At 71.4% G+C, this 22,129-nt stretch carries 25 protein-coding genes; 12 read left to right on the top strand and 13 right to left on the bottom strand.

What is annotated here, in order from left to right; translation table 11 throughout:
* The first annotated feature begins 165 nt into the window (after positions 1 to 165).
* Both ACWIBS_RS04140 and ACWIBS_RS04135 read left to right on the top strand, forming a co-directional pair.
* The gene (locus tag ACWIBS_RS04140) at positions 166 to 1,014 is read left to right on the top strand and encodes an LLM class F420-dependent oxidoreductase (protein WP_376131321.1); all 849 of its coding nucleotides are present in this window, start codon (positions 166 to 168) and stop codon (positions 1,012 to 1,014) included.
* On the top strand, positions 1,014 to 1,697 hold the full coding sequence (locus ACWIBS_RS04135; protein WP_376131318.1) for a hypothetical protein: 684 nt from the start codon (positions 1,014 to 1,016) through the stop codon (positions 1,695 to 1,697). The genes ACWIBS_RS04140 and ACWIBS_RS04135 overlap by 1 nt, the downstream gene beginning before the upstream one ends.
* On the opposite strand, the gene ACWIBS_RS04130 is transcribed toward ACWIBS_RS04135, so the two are convergent.
* Entirely contained in the window at positions 1,694 to 2,176 is a 483-nt protein-coding gene (locus ACWIBS_RS04130; RefSeq protein WP_376131315.1) for an Lrp/AsnC family transcriptional regulator, read from the bottom strand. The two genes, ACWIBS_RS04135 and ACWIBS_RS04130, sit on opposite strands and share 4 nt — an antisense overlap.
* An 81-nt stretch (positions 2,177 to 2,257) precedes the next feature.
* Between ACWIBS_RS04130 and ACWIBS_RS04125 the strand changes: the two genes are divergently transcribed.
* Positions 2,258 to 3,517: a trans-sulfuration enzyme family protein gene (locus ACWIBS_RS04125; RefSeq protein ID WP_376131312.1), complete on the top strand. Its 1,260-nt coding sequence runs from the start codon at positions 2,258 to 2,260 to the stop codon at positions 3,515 to 3,517.
* A gap of 39 nt (positions 3,518 to 3,556) precedes the next feature.
* Positions 3,557 to 4,390 carry an aldo/keto reductase gene (locus tag ACWIBS_RS04120; RefSeq protein ID WP_376131309.1) on the top strand — a complete coding sequence of 278 codons (834 nt, stop codon included), beginning with the start codon at positions 3,557 to 3,559 and terminating at the stop codon, positions 4,388 to 4,390.
* Between the two features lies 1 nt (position 4,391).
* On the opposite strand, the gene ACWIBS_RS04115 is transcribed toward ACWIBS_RS04120, so the two are convergent.
* The 9 genes from ACWIBS_RS04115 to ACWIBS_RS04075 form a co-directional block, all read right to left on the bottom strand.
* Positions 4,392 to 5,141: an SDR family oxidoreductase gene (locus tag ACWIBS_RS04115; RefSeq protein WP_376131306.1), complete on the bottom strand. Its 750-nt coding sequence runs from the start codon at positions 5,139 to 5,141 to the stop codon at positions 4,392 to 4,394.
* Between the two features lie 127 nt (positions 5,142 to 5,268).
* Entirely contained in the window at positions 5,269 to 6,021 is a 753-nt protein-coding gene (locus tag ACWIBS_RS04110) for an iron ABC transporter ATP-binding protein (RefSeq protein ID WP_376131243.1), read from the bottom strand.
* A gap of 1 nt (position 6,022) precedes the next feature.
* Positions 6,023 to 7,009, bottom strand: a complete 987-nt coding sequence (locus tag ACWIBS_RS04105) for an iron chelate uptake ABC transporter family permease subunit (RefSeq protein ID WP_376131246.1) — start codon at positions 7,007 to 7,009, stop codon at positions 6,023 to 6,025.
* Positions 7,006 to 7,962, bottom strand: a complete 957-nt coding sequence (locus ACWIBS_RS04100) for an ABC transporter permease (protein ID WP_376131249.1) — start codon at positions 7,960 to 7,962, stop codon at positions 7,006 to 7,008. The genes ACWIBS_RS04105 and ACWIBS_RS04100 overlap by 4 nt, the downstream gene beginning before the upstream one ends.
* A 77-nt stretch (positions 7,963 to 8,039) precedes the next feature.
* Entirely contained in the window at positions 8,040 to 9,077 is a 1,038-nt protein-coding gene (locus ACWIBS_RS04095; protein ID WP_376131252.1) for a siderophore ABC transporter substrate-binding protein, read from the bottom strand.
* An 89-nt stretch (positions 9,078 to 9,166) separates the two neighbouring features.
* Positions 9,167 to 9,391: a hypothetical protein gene (locus ACWIBS_RS04090; RefSeq protein WP_376131255.1), complete on the bottom strand. Its 225-nt coding sequence runs from the start codon at positions 9,389 to 9,391 to the stop codon at positions 9,167 to 9,169.
* A gap of 27 nt (positions 9,392 to 9,418) precedes the next feature.
* Positions 9,419 to 9,796 carry a SpoIIAA family protein gene (locus ACWIBS_RS04085; protein WP_376131258.1) on the bottom strand — a complete coding sequence of 126 codons (378 nt, stop codon included), beginning with the start codon at positions 9,794 to 9,796 and terminating at the stop codon, positions 9,419 to 9,421.
* A 45-nt stretch (positions 9,797 to 9,841) separates the two neighbouring features.
* Positions 9,842 to 10,807, bottom strand: a complete 966-nt coding sequence (locus tag ACWIBS_RS04080) for a DNA-3-methyladenine glycosylase family protein (protein WP_376131285.1) — start codon at positions 10,805 to 10,807, stop codon at positions 9,842 to 9,844.
* Between the two features lie 100 nt (positions 10,808 to 10,907).
* Positions 10,908 to 11,657: a winged helix-turn-helix domain-containing protein gene (locus ACWIBS_RS04075; RefSeq protein WP_376131261.1), complete on the bottom strand. Its 750-nt coding sequence runs from the start codon at positions 11,655 to 11,657 to the stop codon at positions 10,908 to 10,910.
* Between the two features lie 416 nt (positions 11,658 to 12,073).
* Here ACWIBS_RS04075 and ACWIBS_RS04070 point away from each other — a divergent pair, with 416 nt between their 5' ends.
* The 4 genes from ACWIBS_RS04070 to ACWIBS_RS04055 all read left to right on the top strand — a co-directional run bounded on the left by ACWIBS_RS04070 (position 12,074) and on the right by ACWIBS_RS04055 (position 13,621).
* Complete coding sequence (locus ACWIBS_RS04070) at positions 12,074 to 12,373, top strand: GNAT family N-acetyltransferase (RefSeq protein ID WP_376131264.1); 300 nt, start codon at positions 12,074 to 12,076, stop codon at positions 12,371 to 12,373.
* Positions 12,374 to 12,381: 8 nt separating this feature from the next.
* Positions 12,382 to 12,822, top strand: coding sequence for a DUF1622 domain-containing protein (locus ACWIBS_RS04065; RefSeq protein WP_376131267.1), 441 nt, complete (start codon positions 12,382 to 12,384; stop codon positions 12,820 to 12,822).
* An 80-nt stretch (positions 12,823 to 12,902) separates the two neighbouring features.
* Entirely contained in the window at positions 12,903 to 13,154 is a 252-nt protein-coding gene (locus ACWIBS_RS04060) for a hypothetical protein (protein WP_376131270.1), read from the top strand.
* Complete coding sequence (locus tag ACWIBS_RS04055) at positions 13,151 to 13,621, top strand: hypothetical protein (protein ID WP_376131273.1); 471 nt, start codon at positions 13,151 to 13,153, stop codon at positions 13,619 to 13,621. The genes ACWIBS_RS04060 and ACWIBS_RS04055 overlap by 4 nt, the downstream gene beginning before the upstream one ends.
* 3 nt (positions 13,622 to 13,624) lie before the next feature.
* Here ACWIBS_RS04055 and ACWIBS_RS04050 read toward each other — a convergent pair whose 3' ends face one another.
* Positions 13,625 to 14,368 (bottom strand): alpha/beta fold hydrolase, encoded by a 744-nt coding sequence (locus ACWIBS_RS04050; protein WP_376131276.1) that lies wholly within the window; start codon positions 14,366 to 14,368, stop codon positions 13,625 to 13,627.
* Positions 14,369 to 14,449: 81 nt separating this feature from the next.
* Here ACWIBS_RS04050 and ACWIBS_RS04045 point away from each other — a divergent pair, with 81 nt between their 5' ends.
* Together ACWIBS_RS04045 and ACWIBS_RS04040 are read left to right on the top strand one after the other, a co-directional pair.
* Positions 14,450 to 15,625 (top strand): exonuclease SbcCD subunit D, encoded by a 1,176-nt coding sequence (locus tag ACWIBS_RS04045; RefSeq protein WP_376131279.1) that lies wholly within the window; start codon positions 14,450 to 14,452, stop codon positions 15,623 to 15,625.
* Positions 15,622 to 18,645 (top strand): AAA family ATPase, encoded by a 3,024-nt coding sequence (locus tag ACWIBS_RS04040; RefSeq protein ID WP_454136491.1) that lies wholly within the window; start codon positions 15,622 to 15,624, stop codon positions 18,643 to 18,645. The genes ACWIBS_RS04045 and ACWIBS_RS04040 overlap by 4 nt, the downstream gene beginning before the upstream one ends.
* Before the next feature lie 51 nt (positions 18,646 to 18,696).
* On the opposite strand, the gene ACWIBS_RS04035 is transcribed toward ACWIBS_RS04040, so the two are convergent.
* The gene (locus ACWIBS_RS04035; RefSeq protein WP_376131507.1) at positions 18,697 to 19,644 is read right to left on the bottom strand and encodes a hypothetical protein; all 948 of its coding nucleotides are present in this window, start codon (positions 19,642 to 19,644) and stop codon (positions 18,697 to 18,699) included.
* Between the two features lie 93 nt (positions 19,645 to 19,737).
* Here ACWIBS_RS04035 and ACWIBS_RS04030 point away from each other — a divergent pair, with 93 nt between their 5' ends.
* A complete protein-coding gene (locus ACWIBS_RS04030) occupies positions 19,738 to 19,914 on the top strand; it encodes a hypothetical protein (RefSeq protein ID WP_376131510.1) in 177 nt (58 codons plus the stop codon).
* A gap of 123 nt (positions 19,915 to 20,037) precedes the next feature.
* Here ACWIBS_RS04030 and ACWIBS_RS04025 read toward each other — a convergent pair whose 3' ends face one another.
* On the bottom strand, positions 20,038 to 20,595 hold the full coding sequence (locus ACWIBS_RS04025; protein ID WP_376131351.1) for a phosphorylase family protein: 558 nt from the start codon (positions 20,593 to 20,595) through the stop codon (positions 20,038 to 20,040).
* Between the two features lie 40 nt (positions 20,596 to 20,635).
* On the opposite strand from ACWIBS_RS04025, the gene ACWIBS_RS04020 reads away from it, so the two are divergent.
* Positions 20,636 to 22,129 (top strand): MFS transporter, encoded by a 1,494-nt coding sequence (locus ACWIBS_RS04020; protein WP_376131354.1) that lies wholly within the window; start codon positions 20,636 to 20,638, stop codon positions 22,127 to 22,129.

Here is a 22,129-nt window from a genome sequence, read left to right as displayed (position 1 = left end):
CCGGGCTCGACGGCATCGTACGCCGCGAGTGGGGCGATGACGTCGTCTTCGGCGACATCGCGCAGCACGGCGGCGGTTCGGTGTCCGACCCGCCGAGCGGCGGGCCGGTGAGGATTCGTGGCAGAGTCGAGGGGACCGAGACCGCGATGGAGAGGCGATGTGCAGATGAGCGACGAATCGATGAAGTTCGGCGAGATCGGCGTCTGGCGGGCGTCGCGCGGGCTCGACCCCGATCTCGCGCGCGGAATCGAGCGGCTGGGCTATGCGGCGCTGTGGGTCGGCGGGTCCCCCGCGGGCGATCTGCACGATGTCGAAGCCGTCGTCGCCGCAACCGAGCGCATCGTCGTCGCCACGGGCGTCGTCAACATCTGGCACGCCGACGCGACCGAGGTCGCCGCGTCGTACCACCGCATCGAGGAGAACCACCCCGGCCGGTTCGTGCTGGGCATCGGCAGCGGGCACCGCGAAGCCGACGCCGCGCGCACGCGCCCGCTCGCGGCGATGCGGGACTACCTCGACGTGCTGGATGCCGAGGGGGTGCCGGCCGACCGCCGCCTCCTCGCCGCCCTCGGCCCGAAGACCCTGCAGCTCTCCGCCGAAAGGTCCCTCGGCGCGCACCCCTATCTCACCACCCCCGCGCACACGCGCTTCGCGCGCGAGGCCCTGGGGCCGGACGCCTTCCTCGCGCCGGAGCAGATGTTCATCGCGACCGACGACCCCGAGGCTGCACGCAAGATCGCGCGCGGCACGCTGCGCAGCTACCTGAAGATGTCGAACTACGCCGACATGCTCGTGAAGTTCGACTTCGATCGCGCACAGCTCGAGGGCGAAGCAGACGACGCCGTCATCGACGCGCTCACGCCGTGGGGCGCGCCCGAGACGATCGCATCTGCCGTCCGGGCGCACCTCGATGCGGGCGCCGACCACGTGTGCATCCAGTCGCTGCCCATGCGCGAGGATCCGCTGGGTGCACTCGAGACGATGGCCGACGCGCTCGGCATCACGCCCGGCTGATGGAGCACGCCGGACGCCTCCCCGAGGAGGCCCCCGATCCGCGGATCGAGCGTGAGGAGATGCTGAAGCGCATGCCGATCCCCGTGCTCGTGTTCGCGCCGCAACCGGCTGTGGGACACGCCGACATCGGCGTCGGCACGGGCACCGACGCGGCGGGACTCCAAACCATGACGGCGAGCGTCACATCGACGCTGTGGCGCAACCCCGACGACAAGGACGACCCGGTCAACCTCGCCGATCTCGACGACGCGACCCGTCGCTCGATCGACGAGGTGCCGCCGTGGCCGCGGCCGCGCTGGCTGATCGAGCAGGTCGAGCGGATGCGGTATCGCACGCTCTGGGAAGCGGTCCAGACGACCTGGTACCGCGAAGCATCCGAGTTCACGACCCTCGGGTACCTGCTCGTGCAGCACGCGAACCACATCCTGATGAACCAGTTCCGAGAAGAGCACGCCGTCGGGCTGCACGACTGGGGCTCACCCGCCCTGACGTCGGAGCGGGTCATCCGGCGCGGCGTCGACGTCGTGATCGACGGCGAGATCGTCGTCGGCGCCGAGATCGACACCGACCCCTTCGTCTATGCGATCGGCGCCGAGCTCGCCAACGGGGGAGTGTTCACCGCCGTCATCCCGCGCGAGGACCTTCCCTACCTCGATCTCGCGTTCGCGACGCGGGCCGGTTAGGGCTCGTCGAGGAACCGCTGCCAGCCGTCGGCGTCGGCGTGCTCGAAGACGAGGTTCGTCTCGGTGTGGGCGACCGCGGGATGCCCCGTGAGGTAGGTGAGCACGAACTCGCGCAGTTCGCCCGCGTCGCGCGCGAGCACGTGCAGCAGGAAGTCGTCTGCGCCGGCCATGTGGAACAGCCGCACGACGCCGGGAAGCCCCGTCGCGGCACGCCGGAAGGCCTCGATCTCGGTGCGGGCGTGCTTCACGAGGCGCACGGCGATGAGCGCCTGCACGGTCGCGCCGAGCCGGTCGGTGTCGAACTCGACGCGGTAGCCCTTGATGACGCCCTGCGACTGCAGACGGCGCAGCCGCAGCGACACGGTGGACTCCGCGATGCCCAGTTCTGCGGCCAGCGCTGCGCCCGATGCGCGAGCGTTGTCGCTCAGGGCGCGCAGTAGCGCCCGATCGGTCGGATCGAGGTCGAAGGACCGTGACACCGCGGCATCCTCTCGGTTCGTTTTTCGCAGGATCTGCGATGATTTCTGTAATTGTAGGCGGTGCTTCATTACGACTTGAGGATGCCGCGAGAATCTGCTGTCCTGAACCTCATGCAACCCGAGCGCCATCGGTGGGAGACGCGTGCTGTGCACGGCGGTATGGCCGGCCTCCGCGAAGCCGGTTCCCACGTCCCGACCATCGACTTGTCCACGACCAATCCGCTGCCCGACGTCGAAGTCGGAGGCCTGTCCTACGAGGAGCTCGCGACAGGTCACGACCTCGGCCCCGGGCGCAGCGCCGTCTATCAGCGGCTCTGGCAGCCCGGCGTCGCGCGGTTCGAAGAGGCGCTCGCCGATCTCGAGGGCGCCGAGGGCGCCGTCGCGTTCGCGAGCGGCATGGCCGCGCTGACGGCGTGTCTCATCGCGACCGTCTCGGCGGGCAAGCCGCACGTCGTCGCGGTCCGTCCGCTCTACGGCGGCACCGACCACGTGCTCCAGAGCGGCCTGCTGGGCACCGAGGTGACGTGGTCGGCACCCGGCGACGTGGCCGCGCACATCCGTCCCGAGACGGGGCTGGTCATCATCGAGACGCCCGCCAACCCCACGCTGGAACTGCTCGACATCGCCGCCGTCGTCGCGGCGGCGGGCGACGTGCCGGTACTCGTGGACAACACGTTCGCGACCCCCGTGCTGCAGCGTCCCATCGAGCACGGCGCGACGCTCGTCATGCACAGCGCGACGAAGTACCTCGGCGGGCACGGCGACGCCATGGGCGGCGTCGTCGCGGGTCCGACCGCGTGGGTCGAGCGGCTCCGCCAGGTGCGCGCCCTGACGGGCGGCATCCTGCACCCCATGGGCGCCTACCTGCTGCATCGCGGTCTGCGCACCCTCGCCGTGCGCGTTCGCGCGCAGCAGGAGACCGCTCAGGCCCTCGCCGAGCGCATGAGCGCGCACGACGCGGTCGCACGCGTGTTCTACCCCGGCCTGCCGGGCCAGGACCCGCAGGGTCTGCTCGGCCGCCAGCTGGCCGGCGCCGGTTCGATCATCGCGATCGAGCTCGCGGGCGGCTATGTCGCCGCGGCGCGCTTCACCGAGGCGTGCGAGCTCGTGACTCACGCCGTGTCGCTGGGCGGCGTCGACTCCCTCGTGCAGCACCCGGCCTCGCTGACCCATCGACCTGTCGTGGGCGACGCGAAGCCCGGCGCGGGCATCGTGCGACTGTCGATCGGTCTCGAGCACGTCGATGACCTCACCGCGGATGTGCTCGCGGCGCTCGACGCCGCCGACGCGCCGGCCGAACGCGTCGTGATCGCCGACGAAGGGCTCGTGGGTCAGAGCTGACGTCTCGCGCAGCATCCGTCCGAGCGGGATGATGGGGGGATGCTGCGCATTCCTGACGTGACCCTCAACGACGGCACCCGCTTTCCCGAGCTCGGACTCGGCACGTACGGGCTCGAGGGCGACGAGGGTGTGGAGGCCATGGCCGCCGCCATCGGGAGCGGCTACCGGCTGCTCGACACGGCCGTGAACTACGGCAACGAGAGCGACGTCGGTGAGGCGGTGCGCCGCAGCGGCGTCGACCGCGACGACCTCGTGATCACCTCGAAACTGCCCGGCCGGCACCACGGCTTCGACGAGGCCATCGCGAGCGTGGAGGGCTCGCTCGACGCGCTCGGGCTCGAGCGCATCGATCTGCACCTCATCCACTGGCCGAACCCGAGCGTCGGAAAGTGGCTGGACACGTGGCGCGGCCTCATCGAAGCGCGCGAGCGCGGGCTCGTGCGGTCGATCGGCGTCTCGAACTTCACGATCACGATGATCGAGCGGCTCATCGCCGAGACCGGCGTCACGCCCGCCGTCAACCAGATCGAGCTGCACCCGTACTTTCCGCAGGCGACATTGCGCGCGTTCCACGCCGAGCACGGCATCCGCACCGAGAGCTGGAGCCCGCTGGCGCGGCGCACCGAACTGCTCGGCGAACAGGTCATCGCCGACATCGCCGCCGTGCGGGGGGTGTCACCGACGAAGGTCGTGCTGCGCTGGCACATCGAACTCGGCTCGACGCCCATCCCGAAGTCGAGCGATCCCGACCGTCAGCGCGAGAACGCCGACGTCTTCGGGTTCTCGCTCGACGAGGCCGACATCGCGGCGGTCTCCGGGCTCGAGCGAGGACGGCTGTGGGACGGCGACCCCGACCGGCACGAAGAGATGTGATTCACGCGTCGGGGAGTGCGTCGAGCCACTCCGCGAAGGTCTGACGGCCGCGTACGGCATCGGGGCCGGCCAGCAGCGCACCGCTGCGCTGGGCCCGGCCCATCGCTCCGGGAAGGCTGAGGGGCGGCATCCACCCGCAGTGCCCGATCGCCCGTGCATACGCGCGCATCATGTCGGCGAGGCTCTCTTCGCGCGGTCCGCCGAGGTCCGTCGCGCGGCCGGCGGGTCCTTCCTGGGCGCGGCTGACGAGGTGCTCGGCGACTTCGCGCGCGGCGATCGGCTGCGTGCGCGCACGCAGAGCGAAGCGCAGCGGCCCGGCTGCGGCGCGCACGTACATCTGCGCCGCGAACTCGTGGAACTGCGTCGCGCGCTGGATCGTCCAGGGCACGGGGCCGGCCGCGACGAGGCGTTCCTGTGCGAGCTTGCCGGCGTAATAGCCCTCGGGCGCGGCATCCGCCCCCACGATCGACAGCGCGATGTGATGGGCGACGCCGGCGGCGCGCTCGGCGGCGAGCAGCGAACGCGTGGCACCGGCGAAGAACGAGATCGACTCGTCGGCCCTGAGGGTCGTGACGTTCGACACGTCGATGACGGCGTCGACGCCGACCAGGGCGCGGGGGAGTCCGGCTCCGGAGAGCAGCTCCACGCCGCGGCTGCGCGCCAGCAGGACCGTGTCGTGCCCGCGCTCGCGGGCGACGTCGACGACGTGCCCGCCGGTGAGCCCCGTGCCGCCGGCCACCGCGATCCGCATCCGTCCTCCCCATCTCGTCGCCCCCCGGCGGCCCCAGCTTACGACCGCGAGACTGCAACGGCGCGCCGAGACCGTGGGTAGACCCCGCAGTCTCGGCGTGCCGTTGCGGTCTCGCGGTCAAGGAGGGTCACTCCCACAGCACGACGCGGCGGCCGGCGATCGCCTCGACGCGCACGGGGGTGTCGTAGAGCGCTGCGAGGCATTCCTCGGTGAGGACCTCGTGCACCGGGCCATGCCGCACGACGCGCCCGTCGCGCATCGCGACGATGTCGTCGGCGAACTGCGCCGCGACGTTGATGTCGTGCAGCACCACGACGATCGTCATATCGCGCTGCGCGCTCTGTTCGCGCAGCAGCTTCATGAGGCTCACCGCGTGCCGGGGGTCGAGGTTGTTGAGCGGCTCGTCGAGCAGCAGGTGATCGGTGTCCTGCGCCATCGCCATCGCGACGAAGGCCCGCTGCCGCTGGCCGCCCGACAGCTCGTCGAGGAACCGCGTGCGCACGGCCCCGAGGTCGAGCAGGGCGAGGGCGTGCTCGATGCGCTCGCGATCCTTCGGCGTGCGTCCCGGTCCGCCGTGCGGAAAACGGCCGTACGACACGAGGTCCTCGACGCTGAGCCGAATCGCCAGATGATTGTCCTGCCGCAGGATCGCCAGACGCCGCGCGATCTCCCGCGTGCCCGTCGTGGACACGTCGAGACCGTCGACGGTGATCGTGCCTGCCGTCGCACCGATCAGGCGTCCGACCGCAGAGAGCAGCGTCGACTTGCCCGCGCCGTTCGGTCCGATGATGGCCGTGACGCCGCGGCCGATGTCGAGGGTCACGTCGTCGACGGCGACGAGAGTGCCGTGGCGCTTCGCCACGGAGTCGATCCGGATCATGTCATCGGGCCCTTCCGGTCAAGACGAGGACGATGAAGAACAGCCCGCCGACGAACTCGATGACCACCGGCAGCTCGGTCGCGAAGCCCAGCACGCGGGCGAGCAGGAACTGACCCCCGACGAGCGCGATCGCGCCGATCGCGACGGCGGCGGGGATGCTGCGCCGGTGCCGATGCCCGACGATGCCGTAGGCGAGGTTCGCGACGATGAGCCCGAAGAACGTCACAGGACCCACGAGAGCGGTGGATGCCGCGACGAGGGCGGCGATCACGACGATGACGTGCATCACGATGCGCCGGTGCTCCACGCCCAGTGAGATCGCCCGTGCCTCGCCCAGCGAGAGCACGTCCAGCGCCCGACGGATCGGCCACAGCGACGCGATCGCGATTGCGACGAGCGCACCCGTGGGAAGGAGCAACTCCCGGTTGATCGAGGTGAAGCTCGCGAAAGCGAGGTTCTGCACGATCGCGAAGGTGTCCGGATCGAGCAGACGCTGCAAGAACGACGTGACCGAGCGGAACAGCACGCCCAGCACGAGACCCGCGAGCACGATCACGTGCAGGTCGAGGCGGCGCCGCTGAAAGAGCCACCAGTACAGCAGCACGATCGACCCCGCCATGAGGACGAGCTCGACGGTCCACGACGCGAGCGGTGGAGCCGACACCAGGAGGGCGGGACCGATCGCGAACGCGACGAGCACCTGGATCGCCATGAAGACGGCGTCGAAGCCCATGATGCCGGGGGTGAGGATGCGGTTGGCCGTGATCGTCTGGAACAGCACGGTCGCGACGCCGATCGCAGCGGCGGCGATCACCATTCCGATGACGGTGCGTGAGCGCAGGTCCAGCGCATACTGCCACGCACCGGGAAGGCCCGTGAACAGGAACAGCGCGATCGCGGCGATCGCGACGACGATCAGGGCGGCGAGACGCACGGCCGGGGAGCGATAGGCCGACGCGATGCGGTCGGTGCGGACGAGAGTCGTCATCGGCGGGCACCTGCCCCCGCAGCGGGAGTTCGAGAACGGTGCGGGCGCGCCGCATCCGACGGCTGGGCGGTGCCCAGCAGCATCCACAAGAAGACGACCCCGCCGATGACGCCCATCACGATCGAGATCGGCAGCTCATAGGGGAACCGCACGACCCGACCGATGATGTCGCACAGCAGCACGAGCGCGGCCCCGAGGAGGGCGACGACCGGGACGGATCGGCGCATGTTGTCGCCGACGAGACGGCTGACGATGTTCGGCGCGATGAGCCCGAGAAAGGGGATCGCACCCGTGATGACGACCATGACGCCCGTCACGATCGCGATGATGCCGACGCCGAGCCCCATGACGGCTCGCGTGTCGAGGCCGAGCCCGCGCGCGGTGTCCTCGCCGAGCCCCGCGACGGTGAAGCGGTCCGCGGCGATCCAGGCGATGAGGGCGGCCGCCGCCGCGACGTAGAGCATCTCGTAGCGGCCTCGCATGACGCCGGAGAAGTCGCCGATGCCCCAGCTCATGAGTTCCTGCAGCACGTCGGACCGGTACGCGATGAAGGTCGTGCCCGCGCCGATGACGCCGGCATAGAGGATGCCGACGATCGGCACGAGCACGCTCGAATGCGACGGGATCCGGCGGGCGAGGGCGAGGAACCCGACCACGCCGACGAGGGCTCCGGCCGCGGCGATCACGGCCTTGACCCCCAGAGGCAGGCCGGGGGCGGCGAGAAGGAGCAGCAGGAGCGCGAAGCTCGCGGCATCCGTCGCTCCTGTCGTGCTCGGCTCGACGAACCGGTTGCGCGTGAGCAGCTGCATGATCAGGCCCGTCACCGCGAAGGCGATGCCGGCGAGGATGAGGGCGAGCGTGCGGGGCACCCGGCTCGCGACCAGGATGAAGACGTCGAGCTCGGCCACGCCGATGAACAGCGAGACCGTCGCGAGGGCGATCACCGTGACCACCCCCGCGACGATCAGCGACGTCGGAGAGAACCGCTTCAGAGGTCTGCGCTCCCGGTTCGCCGTCGTGGGATCACGCGTCAGCCCGTGATCGCGTCGTGCACCGTCGTGAGGACGTTGTCGATCGCGGTGAGGCCGTTGATGACGATGTAGAGCTCGTTGCCCGGCAGTTGCACGATGCGCCCCTCCTGGGCGGCCGTCGTGCGGTCGACGATCTCGTTGTCGAGCGTCTCGGTCGCGGTGCTCTCGCCGCCGGTCGCGGCGCCGCGGTCGAAGGCGAGGATCCAGTCGGGGTTCGCCGTCAGGATGAACTCGTTCGTCACGGTGTCGCCGTGCGACGAACCGTCGGCGCCGGGAAGGTCGGCGGCGACGACCGCGGGGGTGAACCCGAGCGAATCGAAGAAGTAGCCGAAGCGCGAGCCCTCGCCGAAGGCACCGTACTCGCCGCCCGAGATCGACAGCACGAGCGCCGTGCCCGAGACTTCCGCGCGGATGGCGGCGAGCAGATCCTCGATGTCGGCGGTGAGCTCGGCGACCTCGTCCTCGCGGCCGAAGATCTCGCCGAGCTGACCCGCACGGGCCAGCCCCGCCTCGACGTCGAACGTGCCGCCCGACGTGCCGGTGAGGTCGATCGTCGTCGCGATCTGCGAGAGCTCGTCGTACTGGCTCGTGCTGCGGGCCGCCGTGATGATCAGCTCCGGCGCGAGCTGGGCGACGGCTTCGAAGTCGGGCTCGAAGAGCGAACCGACCGTGGGCAGATCGGCGTACTCCGCCAGGTAGTCGGGCAGGGTCGCGTCCGGGATGCCGACGACGGCGTCTCCTGCCCCGATCGCGTGCAGGGTGTCGAGCGACGCGATGTCGAACGTCACGACGGATGCCGGTTCCCGGGGTACCACGACGGAGTCGCGCGCCGCGTCGCCGTCTTCGCGCCACACCGTTTCGCCGTCTTCCTCGACCTGGATGAGGGTGGGCCGGGCGTTCTCGACGAGGATCGTCGCGGCAGCATCCGAGGGGGCGTCTTCTTCGGCGGTGGCGGACGGTGAGGCGCAGGCGGTCACGGTCAGGGCGAGAGCGGCAAGGCCCGCGAGCGGCCACAGCGTTCGAGTGCGATGAGTCATGTAGGTAAGGCTAACCTTAACTCGCGCATTCGGAAATCCACGCCGTAACATCGCGCCCGGTCCGGGCGCGGCGTCAGGCGAGCGTCAACTCAGAGGCGAGCGCCGTCGTCGTCGCGGTTCTCGATGCCGACCTCGCGACCGCGCCAGGACTCGTACGCGATGAGCCAGCCGATCGACACGGCCGCGGCCAGCAGCAGGCCGAGCCACACATTGCCCCACACCATGCCGAACAGGATGCCGAGCGCGAACACCAGCGCAGTTCCGAAAGCCCATCCGGTGTGGCCGCGCTGCCAGCCAGGTCGTCGATTCGCCATGGTGCCCAGCCTAGGGGCACACGGCGCTCAGGACCGTTCGGGACCCGCGGACGCCCACCCGACCGCATCGTCGAGGGCCGCGACGCGGAAGAACCGCAGCTCGCACGGGAAGAGGAAGGCGATGGCGTGGATCACTTCGCCGACGATCGTGTGGTCGGTCACGAGGGCGATGCGCCCCCAGGCGCGCGCGGGTCTGCTCTCGAGCTCGGCATTCTGCCACAGCGCGCCGAGGGAGTAGCGGTCGAACTCTTCGCCGAGCACGAAGACGACGTTGACCTTCGCATCGTGCTCGATCGCCGCATCGATCGCGGGATCGACGACGTTCCGGTAATCGGAGGCTTCGACCGTGCCGACGGCGCGGAAGCCCACAACGCCGGCGGGGAGGTCGGGGAGTGACTCGATCATGACGTCATCCTCGCGTCCCGGGGGCGCGAGCACCAGAGCCCGGGTTCAGCGGGCGCGGTGGTCTTCGGGGTGCAGGCGCGGTCCTCGCCGCGGCTCGTGTGCGCCACTCACCCTGATCAGCCGGATGACCCGCTGCCGCTGCCCCGGCCACGCCGCGAGCAGCTCGAGCATGCCGTCGTCGTCGACGCGGTGGCCGGTCAGGGCGAAGCCGACCTCGTGCGCGAGATGGTAGTCGAAGACGCTCACGGCGTCGGGGTCTCCGAAGGCCCGGATGCGCGTCTCGGCGCTCGTCCACAGTCCGACGCCGCGCACCGCGGTCAAGACACGATCGCGCTCATCGCTCGTCGCGGCCGCCGTCACGGCCCGCACGACGGACTCACCGCGGCGTGCCGCCTCGACGACGGCCCGCGACTGCGGCGGCTCGAGACCCGCGCGATGCCACGTCCACGAGGGGATGCGCCGCCACTGGTCGATCGTGGGCGGCGCGAACATCGGGCGCGGCGTGGGTCCGGGAGCGCGCTCGCCGTGCCACGAGACGATGCGTCGCCACCCGCCGAAGGCCTGCAGGCCCGTGACCTTCTGCTCGAAGATCGCGCTCGCGAGGGCGTCGAAGACGAGGTCGGTGCGGCCCAGACGCAGACCGGGATGCCGGCGGTGCGCATCCGCGATGAGGGGATGCTGCGCCGCATCGAACCCGCGGGGGTCATCTCGCGCGCCGCACAGCGCCGGCAGCTGCTCGATCGCCCACTCGGCGCCACGGCCCCACGCGGCACCGCGGACGGCCCCGTCGGATGACTGGCGCAGCGCGAGCGTCGCGATCCCCGCGGGGGTGCGGGCCGCACGCCAGATGACGTGGCCCGCCGTCGTCATGGTCGGGTCGTTCGCGCCGTGACGCTGGTGCAGCACGGTGCGCCGCAGGTCGAGAGGGTGCGCGGGGCGGTACTCGGTCTCGATCGGGCGCGACGACGAAGACTGCGGCTCGACGAGGGGCCGACGGGCACCCGCCGGCAGGCCGCGCACGGCGGCGGCGTGCGCCCAGCGTCGCGCGGGCGCGCGGTTCGCGGAGGATGTCGTCACGCCTTCACACTACGTCGGCTCTCCGACGTCGGGATCAGACGCGGTCGGGCGACGGCGTGCCGTGGCCGAAGCGGATGACGACATCGGCGTGGCGGTCGAAGCGGTATCCGACTCCCCGCACCGTGCGGACGATGTCCTCGTATCGGCCGAGCTTCGCGCGCAGGCGGCGCACGTGCACGTCGATCGTGCGTTCGCCGGGGATCTCGTCCTCGGTCGCGGTGCGCCACAGCGACGAGACGAGTTCGGCCCGCTCGATCGTGCGGCCCTCGCGCAGCACGAGATACTGCAGCAGCTCGAGCTCCTTGAAGGTGAACGCGGCCGACTCGCCGTCGATCAGCACGCGCTTGCGCGAGATGTCGACGACGACGCCGCCGGGCGCGTTCTCGTCGTCTTCGGGCTCCTCCGGCGTCGCGCGGGCGAGGGCGGAGGGCTCGTGCAGTGCACGGCGCACGACATCGACATCCCGGCCGCCCGCGCCCGTGGGGGCGAGCGCGACCGTCGCGTACGTCTCGGCGCTGGGTGCCAGGTCGGCGAGCGTGCGGCGCAGGGCGTCGACCAGCACGCCGAGCGAGACGCCCGACGCGTCGACCTGAGCCTCGTCGAAGCCGACATAGAGGGCGAAGCCGCGGGGCGTCGTGCCCTCGGGCAGATGGCGCACCGGGGCGGGCGCGGGCGCGGCCGCGGGAGCGGCGGCGGGAGGAATGATCGCGACGGGCGACGTGACGGCGCGGAGGTGGCGGGGCTGCGAGACGGCGGGGCGTTCGAGGAGAGCGGTGTTCGACATGATGATGAGGGTCCTTGCGGAAGCGAACCCGAGCGGGTTCCACGTGCGGCGATGAGCCCCGGAGGGGGCGGGTGCGCGGCATCCGGATCCAGGATCCGAAGCGGCGGGAGACTCGCGGCCGGCGCGCGTTCAGAGCGGGCGGCGGCGGTCTGCGGCGATCAGCGCGTCAGCGGCACATTCGACAACACAGAGCAACGCGGCCGGGCATCATCATCCCGGCAGTCCCGTTCGCCTTCCAGGCGGACAGAGAGCGTGCGTTGTCAGACATGACGCCGATTATGACCGAACGTGTCGCAATGCGTCAAATCGCTCGGTGAGCGCGCCGCCCGGATGGTCGGATGACGCAGAGTGCTCAACGCCGGGAACCGGCGTCGGTGACCGCCCCCGGCACGGCGTGCGGGGGATAGCCTGACGGCATGACTGAGCTGCGCTTCTCGCATGAACCGGATGCCTCGCGGTACACGCTGCACCGCGGCGACGATCTCGTCAGTGTGCTCGACTACAACGACGACGGTCGCTCGGTCGCGATGACGCGCGCCTACACCGTCCCGACGTTCCGCGGACACGGGTACGCGGCGATCATCGTCGACCGTGCCGTAGCGGCGCTCGAGGAGAGCGGCGACCGCACCGTCATCCCCGTGTGCTGGTACGTCGCCGATTGGTTCGCGGCGAACCCCGATCGCGCGGCGATCGTCGAGCCGCGCCATCGGGCATGATGCTCGACATGGAGGACCTCTTCACGACCGTCGCGGTCGTGTTCGAGGTGATCGGCGCGCTCGCGATGGTGGTCGGCTTCGTGATCGCCATCGTGCTGGGAATCCGCTCCCTCGCGCGTCGTGAGGGCGGCGGGACGGCGTTCCAGGTGCTGCGCACGACCCTCGGATCGGCGATCCTGCTGGGCCTGGAGGTGCTCGTCGCGGCCGACCTCATCCGCACGATCACCTCGAAGCCCTCGATCGAGGACGCCTTCATCCTCGGGCTCATCGTGCTCATCCGCACCGTGCTGTCGATGTCGATCCAGATCGAGATCGAAGGGGTGCTGCCGTGGCGGCGCGCTCTGCTCACGAGCGGCGGGCAGCTGCTCGGCGAGGCAGTCGCCCGAGACCGCGCCGCGTCGCGGGACGCAGCGACGACGGATGCCGCGACGCGGGGTCGCGGCGCCTAGTCACGCTTGTCCGACGCTGTCAACGGGGTGCGCCGCATCGCCGCGGCGCGCGACGCTGGTGGGGACGAAAGGAGTCCGCGATGGACCGCGATCTTCCCGAGGGCGTCGACGAAGCCGATGCGCCGGCCGGCCGCGAGCCGATCACCGACGGCGCCGCGAGCGATCAGAACGCCGCCGTCGAGGGATCGCCCGATCTCGTGGACGACACGTCCGCGACCGAGGCCGGTCTGCTGACCGACGCCGCCGCGCCGCCCGACGACCCCGTTGCGGGCGAGCGCGTGCGTCGCAATGCCGACCCGGACCTCAGCGCGGACCGAGGAGAGGAACCATGATGAGCACGACGGGCAACGAATTCGAGCAGCCGGGGATCAACCTCCCGGACCGCAAAGACGCCGACGGCGCCGAAGCGACACCGGCCGAAGGCGAGCCGACGCGCGAGGACGTCCCGGCGCAGAACGAGCCGACGCACACCGCCGTCGGTGTCGGCGTGGTGTCCGAGGGCGCCGACCACCACGGTCAGGACGGCACGCGCGACACCCTGACGGCAGGGGAGGCGCAGCGCGAGGGAGGCGCACTGGGCAGCGAGCAGACGCAGAACCTGCCGGCCATGGACCAGAACAACGCGTCCGAGGTCGAGAAGGTGGCGGGCATCCTCGCGCAGACGCGGTCCGACGTCTTGCAACTGCCGCGCGAGCGCGTCGTCGAGGTGCTCCACCAGCGCCTCGAGCAGGCCGGCATCGCGCTCCCGGACGCCGAGGTCGAAGAGCTCGCGGATCAGATCACGACGGGCGACGCCTGACGATCAGCCGACGAAGCCGAGGATGAGGGCGGCCGAGGGCGCGGCATCCCGGATCATCGTCTCGTGACCGTGCCCTTCGACCTCGGCGAGCCGCCCGTCGGGGAGCGCGCGGACGACCTCTTCGCACCAGGAGCGAGGCGCGACGACGTCGTGCTCGCCGCGGATGACGAGGGTCGGCGCAGCGACGGCGGGGAAGACGTCTTCGGGTCGGTGCTGCAGCATCGCGCGGAATTTCATGCGCAGCCGCGGTCCGGCCCGGACGTATTCGCGCGCACCCACCGCGATCACCTTGGGGCTTTCGACGGCGATGTCGCGCACGAGCCGCCACAGCTGCCGCAGCGGCGTGCGGGCGGCCGGATCGCACGCCGGCCCGAGCAGCACGACACGGTCGACCAGACCCGGATGCCGCGCCGCCAGCTCGACGGCGATCTGCGCCCCCATGGAGTGGCCGGCGACGACGACCGGGGAATCGGATGAGGCCCGCACGAAGGCTGCGAGCAGGTCGGCCGTGCGCTGGATCGTGAGGATGCGGACGGGCTCGGGCGCCTCGCCGTAGCCGGGCAGGTCGACCGCGACGACGGGAGCGACGTCGCTCAGCACCTCAGCGAGATCTCCGAAGACGCTGCGCCCCATGCCGATGCCGTGGACGAGCAGGAAGGCGGGACGACGCTCGCCGGACGCGGGCCCCTCGTGCTCTTCGGCGATGAGGGTCGCGCCGGCGTACGTGAAGGATTCCGTGCGCGGCATATGTGAAGCGTAGCCACAACGGTGTCCGAACGCGCCGCCGGGCTCAGGGGCGATGTCGGAGGGGTCGCCTACCGTCGAGACATGCGCATCCTGCACACCTCGGACTGGCACATCGGCCGGTCGTTCCACGGGAACTCGACGCTCGAGGCCCTCGGCGGCGTGCTGACCACTCTCACCGACCAGGTGCGTGAGCACGGCGTCGACGTCGTCATCGTCGCGGGCGACGTCTTCGACTCCGCCGTGCCGGCGGCGGCGTGCTATTCGCTGCTCTCCGACACGCTGCGCGGTCTCGCCGACGCGGGCGCGCGCGTCATCGTCACCAGCGGCAACCACGACTCCGCCGCGCGACTGGGATTCCAATCCGCGCTGCTGCGCGACGACATCCGGGTCGTGACCGATCCGCGCAGGGTGGGTGCGCCCATCACGATCGACGACGCACACGGGCCCGTCCACTTCTACGGCATCCCGTACCTCGAACCCGCGCTCGTGCGCTCGGTCTGGCCCGACGTCGGGATCCGCTCGCAGGCGCAGGCGGTCGCACACGCCATGTCGCTCGTGCGCGCCGACCTCGCCGAGCGCGGAGGTCGCTCGGTCGCGATCTCGCACTGCTTCGCGGCGGGAGTCGAGGCGACACCGGGGGTCGAGCGGGACATCCAGCAGGGCGGACTCGACGTCGTACCGCTGTCCGTCTTCGACGGTCCCGACTACATGGCGCTCGGGCACATCCACGGGCGCCAGCAGCTCTCCGAACGCGTGCGCTACGCGGGCGCGCCCCTGCACTACAGCTTCGGCGAGTGCGACAAGCCGCGCGGGTCGTGGCTCATCGACCTCGACGCCGACGGCCTGACCGGTGCGGAGTGGATCGCGCTTCCCGTGCCGCGCCGGCTCGTTCGCCTCGTCGCCCCGCTCGACGAGCTGCTCTCCTCCGACGCGTTCACGGTGCACGAAGACGCCTGGGTCGATGCGCGGTACACCGACGCCGCTCCCCAGCGCGATCCCATGCGGCGCCTGCAGCAGCGGTTCCCGTTCTGCGCCAAGGTGACGCACGCGCCGACCGAGCGGCACACCGCCGGCCAGGACACCTACGCCGCCCGCGTGCGCGCGGCGCGCACCGACGACGAGCTGATCGACGCGTTCCTCGCGCACGTGCGCAACGGCGTCGGCGCGACTCCGCGCGAAGCCGAGATCGTGCGCGACGTGCTCGCCGCGCACGCGTCGGCGGTCCCCGGCGACGAACGGCCCAAGGTCACGACATGAAGCTGCACCGTATCGACCTCGAAGGGTTCGGGCCGTTCCGCGACCGTCAGACGGTCGACTTCGACGCGTTCGACGCCGACGGGCTGTTCCTCATCACGGGGCGCACGGGCGCGGGCAAGTCGAGCATCCTCGACGGCGTCTGCTACGCGCTCTACGGCACGGCACCCCGGTACGACGGCGGCGACCGCGGGCTGCGCAGCGACCACGCCGAACCCGATGAGGCGACGATGGTGCGCCTCGAGTTCACCGCGGCGGGGCGTCGCTGGCGTGTCACGCGCGCGCCCGAATACGAGCGGCCGAAGGCACGCGGCGCGGGCACGACGGTGCAGAAGTCGACCGTGCTCGTCGAAGAGCTCGCAGACGAGGTGTGGCACGGCCGCGCGACGAAGTACCGCGAAGCCGCCGAGATCCTCGACGAGATCCTCGGGCTCACGCGCGACCAGTTCCAGCAGGTGATCCTGCTCGCACAGAACCGGTTCGCCGAGTTCCTCCTGGCCAAGAACGACGAACGACAGGCGCTGCTGCGCACGCTGTTCGGATCGCTGCGCTACGAGGAGTACGAGCGCGAGGTCGACCGCCTGCGCTGCGACGCGCGCGCCGCGCTCGAGGGCGACAGCGCCACGCTCGACGCGCTTCTCGTGCACGCCGAGGCTCTCGTGCGCGACAACGCGCTCGACGGGGCACCCGCCGAACCCGACGACGAGGCGACGACGACGGCGGCGCAGCGGGTCGAAGCGGTGTGCCGGGCCGTGCCACGCGCCCGATACCGCGCAGAGGGCTCGGGTCGGCGGCGTGACGACGCCCAGGCCGCGCACGACGCCGCCCTCACGCACTACAGCGCGCAGAAGGCCCTGCGCGAACGCCAGGAGCGACGCCTCGCGTCGCGGCGCGCGCTCGCCGCACTCGAAGAGCGCGCGCCGCAGGTCGACGCCGACCGCGTCCGACTCGAGCGGTCGGCGGCGGCCGAAGCGCTGCGTTCGCCCCTCGGCGCCGCGGAACGGGCCACCGCTGCGGTCGCACGCGCCGTCGAGCGCGAAGCACGCGCACGGGCGACGTGGGTCGAGCGGGTCGGGGCCGACACCGCAGCCGCCACCGAGCCGGACGACGCCGCGGCGCTCGCCGCTGTCGTCGATGAGCTCTCCGGAGATCTCGCGATCTGGGCCGCAGCCGCCGAGCACGAGTCCGCTGTGCCGGCGCTCGCCGACGCCGTGCGCCTCGCCGACACCGCGATCGACGGCCTCCGGGACGAGACGGAGCAGCTCCGTGAGGTCGCTGCGCGGCGAGCGACCAGACTCGCCGAGCTCGAGCCCGAGATCCGGGCGCTCGAGGCTGCGGCTCCCGCCGTCGAGCCCGCCCGCGACACCCTCGCAACGGTCACGACGCGCCTCGAGGCGGGGCGTGAAGCGGAGCAGCTCGCACCGCTGGCACACGCGGCCGAAGCCGAGCACCTCGAGGCGACGCGGTCGCTCGAACAGCGCACAGCCGCCGTTCGAGCTCTGCTCCAGCGCCGACTCGACGGCTACGCCGGTGAGCTGGCGGCCGCGCTCGTCGACGACGAGCCATGCGCCGTCTGCGGGGCGATCGAGCACCCGCATCCTGCCGTCCCGGCCGGCGATCCGGTCACCGACGAAGCGGTCGCCGAAGCCGAAGCGGCCGTCGAGCTCGCGTCCGCGACGGCGACGGCCGCGTCCGCCGCCGCCCGTGCAGCGCGTGCCGCCCACCACGACGCGCTCGCCCGTGCGGGCGGAAGCTCCGTGGTCGACCTCGAGGCCGCCCACCGCGCCGCCGAGGAACGACTGGCCGCCGCAGAAGCCGCGGCGACGACGATCGCGACGCTGGCGGCCGAGGTGCGCGAACTGCGTGAGATAGAGGCGGCGATGGGCGACGAGCAGGCCGCGCTGGCGGCCCGGCTCGCGGCGGCGAAGGAAGACCGCGCCGCGCGGGCCGAACGGCTCACGGCGGCGACCCGGGCCGTCGCCGCCGCACGCGGGGACCACCCTTCGGTCGCGGCGCGCATCGACGAGGCGACCCGCGTGCGCGACGCGGCCCGGGCCCTCACGCTGGCGATCGACGATCGGCTGCGGGCCGAGCAGGTGGCCGCCGACGCGCAGCGCGACCTCGAGGAGCGTCTGGCCGAATCGACCTTCGACGACGCGGCATCCGTCGGCACGGCACTCCTCGACACCGCCGTGCGCGAGCGGCTCGCTTCCGACCTGCACCGTCACGACGTCGACGTCGCGACCGAGCGCGAACGGCTGTTGGCGCTCGAGACCGAGCTGGCCGGCGCGTCCGACGAACCGGTCGATCTCGCGCCGGTCGCCGAGGCGGCATCCCTCGCGCGCGAAGCGTGGAACAGCGCCGTCACCGAAGCGGCGCGCGACACCGAAGTCGCCGCACGGCTCGCCGAGGCGGCCGAACGGGCGACGCGGGCCCACGCGGCATCCGCCGAGCGCGAAGCCGAGCACGAGATCATCGCGGGGCTCGCGGACGCACTCGCGGGCCGAACCGACACCCGCATGGACCTCGAGACCTTCGTGCTCGCCGCCGAGCTCGAGCAGATCGTCGACGCCGCCAACCTGCGGCTCGAGGTCATGTCGTCGGGGCGATATCGGCTCGAGCACTCCGACGCCGTCGGCCGGCACCGCGCGGCGTCCGGCCTCGGGCTCGCGGTGTTCGACTCCTACACGAGCCAATCCCGGCCCACGACGTCGCTGTCGGGGGGCGAGACGTTCCTCGCGTCGCTCGCACTCGCGCTCGGCCTCGCCGAGGTCGTCACCGCGCGCAGCGGCGGTGTGCGGCTGGACACGCTCTTCATCGATGAGGGCTTCGGCTCCCTCGACGACGAGACGCTCGAGCTGGCCATGCGCACGCTCGACGAGCTCCGTCAGGGCGGACGCACGGTGGGGCTGATCAGCCACGTCGCCGCGATGAAGGAGCAGCTGCCCGCGCAACTGCGGGTCGAGGCGACGCCGCAGGGGCCGAGCATCATCCTGCAGGACAGCGCGGTCCCGGCGGCGTGAACGCCGAAGGCGGCACCCGGGATCGGATGCCGCCTTCGAACTGCCCGCGGGTCAGCCGGCGAGGTGCTTCTGCGCCGCGGTGAGCACGGTGTCGATCAGGCGCGTCGCCTGCTCCTCGGTGAAAAGCCCGCCCGTGGCGGTCGAGAACGACGAGATCATCGCGTCGCGAGCGGCGTCGCCGCCCATGAGGGTCGTCTCGCCGAGGGTGATGAGGATCTCGTCCGAGAAGGCGGCGTCGATCATCTCCTGGGTCACACCCGGCTCCGCCTCCTGCATGATCTCGGTGAGCACGGGTCGCACCTCGGCGATGTATGCCGCCTCGCCGGTGCCGGACACGCCGTCGCCGGCATCCGTGTCCGTGTCGGTGCCGTCGGTGGAGGCGTCGTCATCGGTGGAGGGCGCCTCGGACGCGGTCGCAGCCGGGGGTGCCGGCTCGAACGTGCCGCCCGAATCCGAGGCCGACAGACCGATGAGCAGCAGCGACCACACGAGCGCTCCGACCCAGGCGGCGCCACCGAGGACCGAGACGATGATCGCGCCGATGCCCAGGCCCTTGCCGCCCTGCTTCTTGTTCGCCAGCGCCACGATGCCGAGCACCAGACCGACCAGCAGCAGGACGCCGCCGATGATCGCGAGCGCGAACGACACCCACAGCAGCGGGATGAACGCGATGAGCACGAGGACGAGACCGGCGATCGCCGTGCCGAGCGCGGCCCAGGCCAGGCGCTTCGGGCGCGTGTCGGGCCCAGCCGGCGCGCCGTGTGCCGGCGGCTGGCCGTACGCGGGCGGCTGCCCGTATGCGGCACCGGGCTGGCCGTAGACGGGCGGGGCGGACTGCGCCTGCCCGTAGCCGCCGGCGGCCGGGTACGCCTCGGTGGGCTGCGCATCGCCGGGGGTGTATCCGGGGTAGGCCTGCGTGGGGGCCTCATCACCGGCCGGGTAGGCCTCGGGGCCGCGGTCGTCGCCCGTGGGCTGCGACGGGTCAGTGGGGTTCGACATGGGTCCTCGATCTGAGTCGTGGTCGTGCAGGGTTCGCCACCGGATCGTCATCGCGAGCGGAGCGACGGCGCTGAAGTACCTAGGCTAGTCGTTATGAGCAAGGGGACAGGCTGGACCATCCTCGGCGTGATCGTCGCCGTGGTCATCGCGTGGGTGATCGTGAACGTGCTGTTCTCGGTGCTGTGGTTCATCGGCAAGCTCGTGGTCGTCGCCGTCGTCGCGCTCGTCGTCTTCCTCGCCCTGCGCGCCGCGTTCTCGCGTCGCGACTGACCCACGACCGCGAGACCGCAACGGCGCGCCGAGACTGCGGGGTCCACCCACGGTCTCGCCGTGCCGTTGCAGTCTCGCGGTCGGGGTCAGGCGCCGAGTACGGCGACTGACCCCACGACAGGGTCAGACGCCGTACTCGGCGCGGATGAGGTCGCGCAGCTGCACGCTGCAGGCGGCGACCGTCTCGCGCCAGTCGGTGCGGGCATCGTCCTGCGCTCGGTCGGACACCGACTTCAGCACGCGGATGGGCACACCGAACTGCTGCGCGACCCAGATGTAGGCGTACACCTCCATGTCGACGAGGCTCGCTCCGAGGGGCCGGATCGACTCGAGGGCGACGGCGTCGTCGACGAACGAGTCGCCGGTCGCGATCGTGAGGCCGTCGCGGCCGAGGTCGACGCGCGCGGGGAGCGAGACGTGTTCGCCGACGATGCCGTCGAAGCTCGCGACATCGTGCTGCACGGCCGCGGTCACCTCGTACACGGTCGACTCGAGGCGCGGATCGATCGCACCCGCCGTGCCGACCACGACGATCTCGTCGTAGTCGTTCGCATCGAGCGCACGCGTCAGGGCGAAGGTCGCCATCATCTTGCCCGGTCCGGTCACGAGCCGGTCGAAGCCGGGGAGCTCAGCGGGAAAGGCGACGAGTTCGGCGTCCAGCGCCGCGACGAGGAGTTTCACCCGTCCATTGTCCCCCGTACGGGCGACTAGCCTGGACGCGATGTCGACTCCCTCCCCGTCGCAGCCCGCGACGGCCTCGATCCCGCTGTCCTCCGCGGCCCGCTGGCGCGCGTTCTGGATCTGCGTCTCGGTCGCCGCGATCACGATCCTCGACCTGACGAAGGTCAACGTCGCACTCCCGTCGATCGGCGAGGTCCTCGACGCCAACTCCACCGAGTTGCAGCTCGTCGTCTCGGGCTTCGTGCTCACGTTCGGACTCGCGCTCGTGCCGTTCGGCCGGCTCGGCGATCAGCGCTCGCGCCGCATGCTCTTCGTCATCGGACTCTCGCTGTACACCCTGACGAGCATCATGTGCGCGCTCGCGCCGAACGCGACGATCCTGCTCATCGCCAGACTCGCGCAGGGCGTCGCCGCCGGCATCCAGATGCCGCAGGTGCTGGGCATGGCGCAAGAGCTCTTCCAGGGCAAGGAGCGCGGCCGCGCCTTCGGCCTCTTCGGCGCGACGATCGGTCTCGCGACGGCCTTCGGCCCGACCCTCGGCGGCTTGCTGATCGCGATCGGCGGTCCCGAGGACGGCTGGCGGCTCACGTTCTGGATGAACGTGCCGCTCTGCCTCATCGCGATCGCGCTCGTGTTGTGGATGCTGCCGGCCACGCGAACCCGTTCGGCCAGGAGCGTGCGGCTCGATCCCGTCGGCCTCGTGCTGTTCGCGGCATCCGTCATCTGCTTCATGTGGCCGTTCCTCTTCACGACGGGCGCCCCCGAGGACGACCCGGCCCGCTGGTGGCTGCTCGTCGGCTTCGTGCTGTTCACGGCCGCCTTCATCGCGTGGGAACGCCGCTACTCCGCGAAGGGCGGTACGCCGCTCGTGCCGCTGCCGCTGTTCGGCATCGCGTCCTATCGCAACGGGACGCTGCTGCAGACGGCGTACTTCACGGCGATGCCGGCCATGTTCCTCACGACGACGCTCTTCCTGCAGTTGGGGCTCGGGGTCGAACCGGTGTACGCCGGCATGGTGTCGATCGGCTTCGCGCTCGCGAGCGCCGTGACGTCGTGGATCGGCGGCAACCTCGTCAACCGGTTCGGCCGGCCGATCGTGCTGTGGGGGCTCATCGCGATGCTCGTGAGCGCGGGCGGTCTCGTGCTCACGGCCCTGTTCGCCGACCCGCTCTGGACGCCGTACATCATGGCGGCCGTCATGATCGTCGGCGGTGCCGGCGGCGGATTCGTGATCGCGCCCAACCAGACGCTCACGCTCGCCGATGTGCCCGTGTCGCAGGGTGGCGTGGCCGGCTCGGTCGGACAGCTCGGCCAGCGCATCGGCACGGCGGTCGGCATGGCCGTCGCCCTGTCGCTCTTCTACGCGACGATCTACCGCGAGACCGGGATGCACGATGACCTCGTGGTCTACCAGGATGCCTACGCGTACGCCATGATCTCGATCGCGGTGTTCCTGGGCCTGGCGTTCCTCGTCTCGATCCTCGATCTCACCGACCGCCGCCGCGCCGGCAGAGGCGGCCGCGCGCGGCACTGA

It is taken from the genome of Microbacterium sp. NPDC055442 (genome assembly GCF_053644215.1).
This window is presented reverse-complemented; position numbering and strand designations above follow the sequence as displayed.